We start from the raw sequence: 7,435 nt of genomic DNA on the forward strand, positions 1-7,435 counted from the left end.
TTCACCAACCACAACCTGACCATCGAGGAGCAGGACCTGGCCGAGTGATCAGCTGTTCTGGCGCCCAGCCCCGGTGGCTGGGCTTTTCCACGCTGAAACACCGTGCACAAGGACCATCATTCTTATGTCCATGACCCCCCGCGAAATCGTCCACGAACTCAACCGTCACATCATTGGCCAGGATGACGCCAAGCGCGCCGTCGCCATCGCCCTGCGCAACCGCTGGCGGCGCATGCAGCTCCCCGAAGAGCTGCGCGCGGAAGTGACGCCAAAGAACATCCTCATGATCGGCCCGACCGGTGTCGGTAAAACCGAGATTGCCCGCCGCCTGGCCAAGCTGGCCCATGCGCCGTTCATCAAGGTCGAAGCCACCAAGTTCACCGAGGTCGGCTATGTCGGCCGTGACGTCGAATCGATCATCCGTGACCTGGCCGACGCTGCGCTGAAGCTGCTGCGCGAGCAGGAAATCGTTCGCGTGCGCCACCGTGCCGAGGACGCTGCCGAAGACCGCATTCTCGACGCCCTCCTGCCCCAGGCGCGGGTCACCAGCTTCAGCGAAGAAGCGGCGCACACCAGCACCGATTCCAACACCCGCCAGCTGTTCCGCAAGCGCCTGCGTCAGGGTGAACTGGACGACAAGGACATCGAGATCGAAGTGGCCGAGTCGGCCGGTGTCGAAATCGCTGCCCCACCGGGCATGGAAGAGATGACCAACCAGTTGCAGAGCCTGTTCGCCAACATGGGCAAGGGCAAACGCAAGTCGCGCAAGCTCAAGGTCAAGGAAGCGCTCAAGCTGGTGCGTGATGAAGAAGCCAGCCGCCTGGTCAACGAGGAAGAACTCAAGGCCAAGGCGCTGGAGTCGGTGGAGCAGCACGGCATCGTGTTCATCGACGAGATCGACAAAGTGGCCAAGCGTGGCAACGTCGGCGGCGCCGACGTGTCCCGTGAAGGCGTACAGCGCGACCTGCTGCCGCTGATCGAGGGCTGCACGGTCAACACCAAGCTGGGCATGGTCAAGACCGACCACATCCTGTTCATCGCCTCCGGCGCGTTCCACCTGAGCAAACCGAGCGATCTGGTGCCCGAGCTGCAGGGCCGCCTGCCGATCCGCGTGGAACTCAAGGCGCTGACCCCGGAAGATTTCGAGCGCATCCTGCAAGAGCCGCACGCGTCCCTGACCGAGCAATACCGCGAGCTGCTCAAGACCGAGGGCCTGAACATCGAGTTCGTCGACGAGGGCATCAAGCGTCTGGCCGAGATCGCTTATCAGGTCAACGAGAAAACCGAGAACATCGGTGCTCGCCGCCTGCACACGTTGCTCGAGCGTCTGCTCGAAGAGGTGTCGTTCAGTGCCGGTGACCTGGCCAGCAGCCATACCGAGGCGCCGATTCGGATCGATGCGGCGTACGTGAACAGCCACCTGGGTGATCTGGCGCAGAACGAAGACCTGTCGCGCTACATTCTGTAAGCGTGACGATGGCCCCAGAGGCCGTCAGTCGAGTCGAGTTGAATCCTTTGGGGCTGTTCTGCAGCCCGACGCGGCTGACCGACTGACATTACCCCAAGGGCCGCTTTTGCGGCCTTTGGCGTTTTTGAGCACGCCTTTCTGGAGCACGCCTTTCTGGAGCATGTGAAGCGGTATCCCGCGCGCGTATCCAGCGCGTTCATCCCGCTGCCATGGCAGCGCGCACGCCACCGGACCGCTTGAATCTCCCCACCCAAACCCCGAAGCTTGGCCATCCGCTTCTCCAGAGACCGCCGCCATGCCGCGCATGCCCACTGCCATCAACCTGCACAAAGCCTCCAAGACCCTGTCGCTGACCTACGCCGAGGGCGAGGTGTATCACCTGCCGGCAGAGTTTCTGCGGGTGCACTCGCCGTCGGCCGAGGTGCAGGGCCATGGCAAGCCCATCCTGCAATTCGGCAAGCTTGGCGTGGGTCTGGTGGGCCTGGAGCCGGCGGGCCAGTACGCGTTGAAGCTCACCTTCGATGATGGCCACGACAGCGGGCTGTTCACCTGGGAGTACCTGGAGCAGCTGTGCCTGCGTCAGGAGGCGTTGTGGGAGGATTACCTGGAGACGCTGCGCCTGGCCGGGAAAACCCGGGACCCTGCGGAGTCGGTGGTCAAGCTGATGCTGTAGATCGGGTACCGGCCTGGTGACGGCGCACCTGCGGGTACGTCGACAGACCGGGAGGTAAACGCCAGTCCCGGACGCTGACCTAAAGCGAAACGTTCAGGGCAGCAAAGCCGGACGCCAGTGCGTGCGCCAGGCCCTTGCGTGTGCACCAGTCAGACCAGGGCCTTGTCCAGCGCACGCTCGATTTCACCTTCGATGGTGCCGCTCATCATCGACAGCATCATGCCCAGCTTCAGGTCCACACGGATCGACTCGTCACCGATGTGCACGCTGCCCTTGGCGCCGCTGCGCGCGATGTCGACGCGATCGCCCTGCCAGTTGGCCTCGAGGTCGTACTTGCTGGAGAGCTTTTCCACCAGGGCTTGCGCCTTGGCCCGCGCGGCTTCGCGGCCGAGGCTGTGTTTGCGTTCAACGCTGATCTGGGTCATGCAGACGGTCCTGACGGTGAGACATGCTGGGCATTATGCCCGCCCCTGCCCCACGGCACACCTGCCAAGACAAATCCGCCCGTTCACCCTAGAATGGCGGTAATTTTTCCCCGGTGAAGCGATATGAACGATCAGCGCAAAGGCGAAGCCGCCGAACCCACCACGCATTTCGGCTACAGCGACGTACCAGAGAGCCAGAAAGCGAAGAAAGTCGCCGAGGTGTTCCACTCCGTCGCCGCCAAGTACGACCTGATGAACGACGTGTTGTCCGGTGGCATGCACCGTCTGTGGAAACGCTTCACCATCGAGCTGTCGGGCGTGCGCACCGGCAACCGGGTCCTCGACATCGCTGGCGGTACCGGTGACCTGGCCGCCAAGTTTTCGCGCCTGGTCGGCCCCACCGGCCAGGTGGTACTCGCCGACATCAACGAATCCATGCTCAAGGTCGGCCGTGACCGTCTGCTCGACCGCGGTGTGGCCGGCAACATCGAGTTCGTCCAGGCCGACGCGGAAAAGCTGCCGTTCCCGGACAACCACTTCGACTGCGTGACCATCGCCTTCGGCCTGCGCAACGTCACACACAAAGACGATGCCATCCGCTCGATGCTACGGGTGCTCAAGCCAGGCGGCCGCCTGCTGGTGCTGGAGTTCTCCAAACCGACCAACAAGCTGATGTCCAAAGCCTACGACGCCTACTCGTTCGCCTTCATGCCGCTGGCCGGCAAGCTGATCAGCAACGATTCGCAAAGTTATCGCTACCTGGCCGAGTCGATCCGTATGCACCCGGATCAGGAAACCCTGAAAAGCATGATGGTCGAGGCCGGTTTCGACCGCGTCACCTACCACAACATGACCAGCGGCATCGTGGCGGTGCACCGGGGAATCAAGCCCTGATGCTGATGGCCGGAGTGCTCGCCAGCGTCGAGCAGGGTCTGAACCGTGTCCTGCGCATGGACAGCACGGCGTTGCCGCGCCTGGCCGGGCTGGAAGGCAAGGTCATCGCCATCGACTGCCAGCAGCCGTCGCTGAAGGTGTTCATCCTGCCCGATGAAGAGGGCCTGATGCTGGCCGGCCATTGGGAAGGTGACGTGCACTGTACGCTGCGCGCACCGGCCGGCAGCCTGCTGCGGCTGGCTTTCAGCGCCAACAAGACCGCCGTGCTGCACAGCCCGGAGGTCGAGTTGCATGGCGACAGCGCTGCGCTGCTCGACCTCTTCGGCGTGCTGCAAGACCTGGAGCTGGACTGGCAATACGAAGTGTCGCGCTGGCTCGGCCCGGTCGCGACCTCACTGCTGGCCGGTCATGTGCGCACCCGCACGCGCTGGACCCGCCAGGGCCTGGCACGTTTCAGCCAGAACCTCTCCGACTATCTGGCCGAAGAATCGCGCACCCTGGTGGGCAAGCGCGAAGCCGAGGCGGCGTTCAGCGAGCTCGATGCGCTGAAGATCGACCTCGATCGACTCGAGGCGCGCATCCGCCGCCTTTCCCGACCCTCTGATACCAGCGATAACGCATGAAGCTGCTCGCCGTCCGCCGTCTGTTTCGCATCCAGCGCGTGGTGATCCGCTACCGCCTCGATGACCTGCTGTTGGCCATGCCTCTGCCCTGGTGGCTGATGAGCCTGCGCTTGCTGATGCCGTGGCGCTGGCTGCCGCGCAAGCCCGCCGAAGCCACGCGCGGCGCGCGCCTGCGCATGGCCCTGCAGGACCTCGGGCCGATCTTCATCAAGTTTGGCCAGTTGCTCTCGACCCGCCGTGACCTGCTGCCGGTCGACGTCGCCGATGAGCTGATGCTGCTGCAGGACCGTGTGCCGCCCTTCGATCCCAAACAGGCCGTGCAACTGATCGAGTCGCAACTGGGCGCGAGCATCGGCGAGGTGTTCAAGCGCTTCGACGTCGAGCCGCTGGCCTCGGCCTCAGTGGCCCAGGTGCATGCCGCGCAGCTGAAAACCGGTGAGCAGGTGGTGGTCAAGGTGGTGCGTCCTGGCCTCAAGCAGGTCATCGCCCAGGATCTGGCCTGGCTGTTCCTGATCGCCAAGGCGGCTGAGCGGCTGTCTGCCGATGCCCGCCGCCTGCACCCGGTCGAGGTGGTCGGCGACTATGAAAAGACCATCTACGACGAGCTCGACCTGCTCCGCGAAGCGGCCAACTCCAGCCAGTTGCGGCGCAACTTCGAAGGCTCCGAGCTGATGTACGTGCCGCAGGTGTACTGGGACTACTGCCGGCCCAAGGTGCTGGTCATGGAGCGCATCTACGGCATCCCGATCACCGACATGGCCACCCTCGCCGATCAGCGCACGGACATGAAGCTGCTGGCCGAGCGCGGTGTGGAAGTGTTCTTCACCCAGGTCTTTCGCGACAGCTTCTTCCACGCCGACATGCACCCGGGCAACATTTTCGTCAGCACCGTGCATCCCTGGAGCCCGCAGTACATCGCCATCGACTGCGGCATCGTCGGCAGCCTGACCGATGAAGACCAGGACTACCTGGCGCGCAACCTCATCGCTTTCTTCAAGCGGGACTACCGTCGCGTCGCGCAGCTGCACATCGACTCGGGCTGGGTTCCGGCGCACACCAAGGTCAACGAATTCGAGGCGGCCATCCGCACCGTGTGCGAGCCGATCTTCGAAAAACCGTTAAAGGATATTTCCTTCGGCCATGTGCTCATGCGTCTGTTCCAGACTGCGCGGCGCTTCAACATGGAAGTCCAGCCGCAACTGGTGTTGCTGCAGAAGACGCTGCTCAACGTCGAGGGCCTGGGCCGTCAGCTGTACCCGGACCTCGACCTGTGGAGCACGGCCAAGCCGTACCTGGAACGCTGGATGCGCCAGCGCATGAGCCCGAAGGCTGTGCTGAGCAACGTCTACAGCCAGGTCGAGCAGTTGCCGCACCTGGCCGACATGACCCGCGACCTGCTCGAACGCCTGTCGCAACCGCACCTCAAGGACCCGCACCTGCCCCGACAGCGCAACCAGGGCGATCACTGGGCCCTGCGCCTGCTTGGCGCCGGCTTGCTGGCCGGGGGTGCAACCCTGGCGGCCGGCGCCGTCAGCCTCACGGCACCGGCCGTGTGGCCGGCGTACCTGATGCTCGCTGCCGGGTTGTACCTGATCGTGCGTCGATAGCCAGCGGTGGCGACGACTGGCACACTACGACCCGCTAGACACCTCGCCAGGTGATGCGCCGCGTTTCACCGCGACACGGGCGCGCCGACCCACGCCGCGACCGATGTACTCGGCCCGGACCTCAGCGGGCCTGTTCAGGAGTGAGAAATGAAAGACTGGTTGGACGAGATCAACTGGAACAGTGACGGGCTGGTACCGGCCATCGCCCAGGACCACAAGAGCGGTCGGGTGCTGATGATGGCCTGGATGAACCGCGAGGCCCTGGCCCTGACTGCCGCCGAGCAGCGCGCCATCTACTGGTCGCGCTCGCGTGGCAAGCTGTGGCGCAAGGGCGAAGAATCCGGGCATGTGCAGAAGCTGCATGAAATGCGCCTGGACTGCGATGCCGACGTGATCATCCTGATGGTCGAGCAACTGGGCCAGATCGCCTGTCATACCGGTCGGGAAAGCTGCTTCTACCGCGTCTACGAGAACGGTCAATGGACCACCGTCGATCCGGTACTCAAAGACCCGCACGCCATCTACTCGGCAGGACACTGACATGAGTGACACCCTCAGCCGCCTCGCTGAAGTGCTCGAGGCCCGCAAACACGCCGCGCCCGACAGCTCGTACGTGGCCAGCCTGCACCACAAGGGCTTGAACAAGATTCTGGAAAAACTGGGCGAAGAATCGGTGGAAACCATCATCGCCGCCAAGGATGCCGCCATCAGCCATGACTGCAGCGACGTCATTTACGAAACCGCCGACCTGTGGTTTCACAGCCTGGTGATGCTCAGTGCCCTGGGCCAGCATCCTCAGGCCGTCCTGGACGAACTCGAGCGCCGCTTCGGTCTGTCCGGGCATGACGAAAAGGCAGCGCGCGCGCCGTCCGCCTGATGCCTGCCGGCCATGGCCCGGGCCTGGCCGCAAACCGATAGACACGGGGCCCAGCGGCCCTGTGTGTGGCACAACCGATACGCCTGTCTCTGGAGTACGTAATGGGTATTTTCGACTGGAAACATTGGATCGTCCTGCTGATCGTGGTCGTGCTGGTGTTTGGCACCAAGAAACTCAAGAACCTGGGTGGTGACCTGGGTGAGTCGATCAAGGGCTTTCGCAAGGCCATGAGCGACGAGGAGCACAAGCCCGCTGAGTACACGCCGCCACCGGCGCCCCCGGTGCAGAATGTCCAGCCCGTGCCGTCGGTACACACGCCTCAGCCCGTGCAGAACGCTCAGCCGGTACCCCCAGTGCACACGCCTCAGCCCGTGCAGAACGCCCAGCCGGTACCCCCAGTACACACGCCTCAGCCCGTGCAGAACGCTCAGCCGGTACCGCCGGTACAACCCGCACCTGTCCAGCCCGCCGTCGTTCAGCCGGCCGTGCCGCCTGTCGAGGTTGCGCCCGCCCCTGCGCAGCCCCATGCACCGGTCAACCCAGGCCATACCCTCGAGGGCCAGGCCACGCCGGTCCAAGAGCCACAGCGGAAAGACTGACCCATGTTCGGCATCAGCTTCGGTGAACTCCTGTTGGTAGGCCTGGTGGCGCTGCTGGTCCTGGGCCCTGACCGCCTGCCCGGTGCTGCACGCACGGCAGGGCTGTGGATCGGCCGCCTCAAACGCAGCTTCAACAGCATCAAGATGGAAGTGGAGCGCGAGATCGGCGCCGATGACATCCGTCGCCAACTGCACAACGAGCACATCCTGGCGATGGAGCAGGAGGCCCGGCGCATTCTCGATCCGAAGGCGCTAGCCGAGCCTGCCGA

General features: G+C 64.1%; 9 protein-coding genes and 1 pseudogene. 9 read left to right on the forward strand and 1 reads right to left on the reverse strand.

The features are described from left to right. Window positions 1–124: 124 nt before the first annotated feature. Window positions 125–1,468: an ATP-dependent protease ATPase subunit HslU gene (gene hslU / locus RT028_RS19290; RefSeq protein ID WP_312936937.1), complete on the forward strand. Its 1,344-nt coding sequence runs from the start codon at window positions 125–127 to the stop codon at window positions 1,466–1,468. Window positions 1,469–1,763: 295 nt separating this feature from the next. Further along, complete coding sequence (locus tag RT028_RS19295) at window positions 1,764–2,141, forward strand: DUF971 domain-containing protein (protein WP_312936939.1); 378 nt, start codon at window positions 1,764–1,766, stop codon at window positions 2,139–2,141. Window positions 2,142–2,290: 149 nt separating this feature from the next. Here RT028_RS19295 and RT028_RS19300 read toward each other — a convergent pair whose 3' ends face one another. Then, the gene (locus RT028_RS19300; protein ID WP_312936941.1) at window positions 2,291–2,566 is read right to left on the reverse strand and encodes a polyhydroxyalkanoic acid system family protein; all 276 of its coding nucleotides are present in this window, start codon (window positions 2,564–2,566) and stop codon (window positions 2,291–2,293) included. A gap of 123 nt (window positions 2,567–2,689) precedes the next feature. Between RT028_RS19300 and ubiE the strand changes: the two genes are divergently transcribed. From ubiE to tatB, 7 genes and pseudogenes are all read left to right on the forward strand, one after another. Then, window positions 2,690–3,460, forward strand: a complete 771-nt coding sequence (gene ubiE, locus RT028_RS19305) for a bifunctional demethylmenaquinone methyltransferase/2-methoxy-6-polyprenyl-1,4-benzoquinol methylase UbiE (RefSeq protein ID WP_312936942.1) — start codon at window positions 2,690–2,692, stop codon at window positions 3,458–3,460. Continuing rightward, window positions 3,460–4,083, forward strand: a complete 624-nt coding sequence (locus tag RT028_RS19310) for an SCP2 sterol-binding domain-containing protein (RefSeq protein ID WP_312936944.1) — start codon at window positions 3,460–3,462, stop codon at window positions 4,081–4,083. Before ubiE ends, RT028_RS19310 begins: the two co-directional genes overlap by 1 nt. Next, on the forward strand, window positions 4,080–5,690 hold the full coding sequence (gene ubiB / locus RT028_RS19315; RefSeq protein ID WP_312936946.1) for a ubiquinone biosynthesis regulatory protein kinase UbiB: 1,611 nt from the start codon (window positions 4,080–4,082) through the stop codon (window positions 5,688–5,690). Before RT028_RS19310 ends, ubiB begins: the two co-directional genes overlap by 4 nt. A gap of 147 nt (window positions 5,691–5,837) precedes the next feature. Then, window positions 5,838–6,230 carry a phosphoribosyl-AMP cyclohydrolase gene (hisI, locus tag RT028_RS19320; RefSeq protein WP_312936948.1) on the forward strand — a complete coding sequence of 131 codons (393 nt, stop codon included), beginning with the start codon at window positions 5,838–5,840 and terminating at the stop codon, window positions 6,228–6,230. 1 nt (window position 6,231) lies between these two features. Continuing rightward, on the forward strand, window positions 6,232–6,567 hold the full coding sequence (locus RT028_RS19325; RefSeq protein ID WP_312936950.1) for a phosphoribosyl-ATP diphosphatase: 336 nt from the start codon (window positions 6,232–6,234) through the stop codon (window positions 6,565–6,567). 101 nt (window positions 6,568–6,668) lie between these two features. Beyond that, window positions 6,669–6,893 (forward strand): annotated as a pseudogene (locus RT028_RS20430) (twin-arginine translocase TatA/TatE family subunit); the annotation flags it as partial. Between the two features lie 276 nt (window positions 6,894–7,169). Further along, window positions 7,170–7,435: Sec-independent protein translocase protein TatB (tatB, locus tag RT028_RS19335; protein WP_312936954.1), on the forward strand; the 266-nt coding region annotated here is incomplete at its 3' end.

This window comes from Pseudomonas sp., assembly GCF_032058845.1.
Lineage (GTDB): Bacteria > Pseudomonadota > Gammaproteobacteria > Pseudomonadales > Pseudomonadaceae > Aquipseudomonas.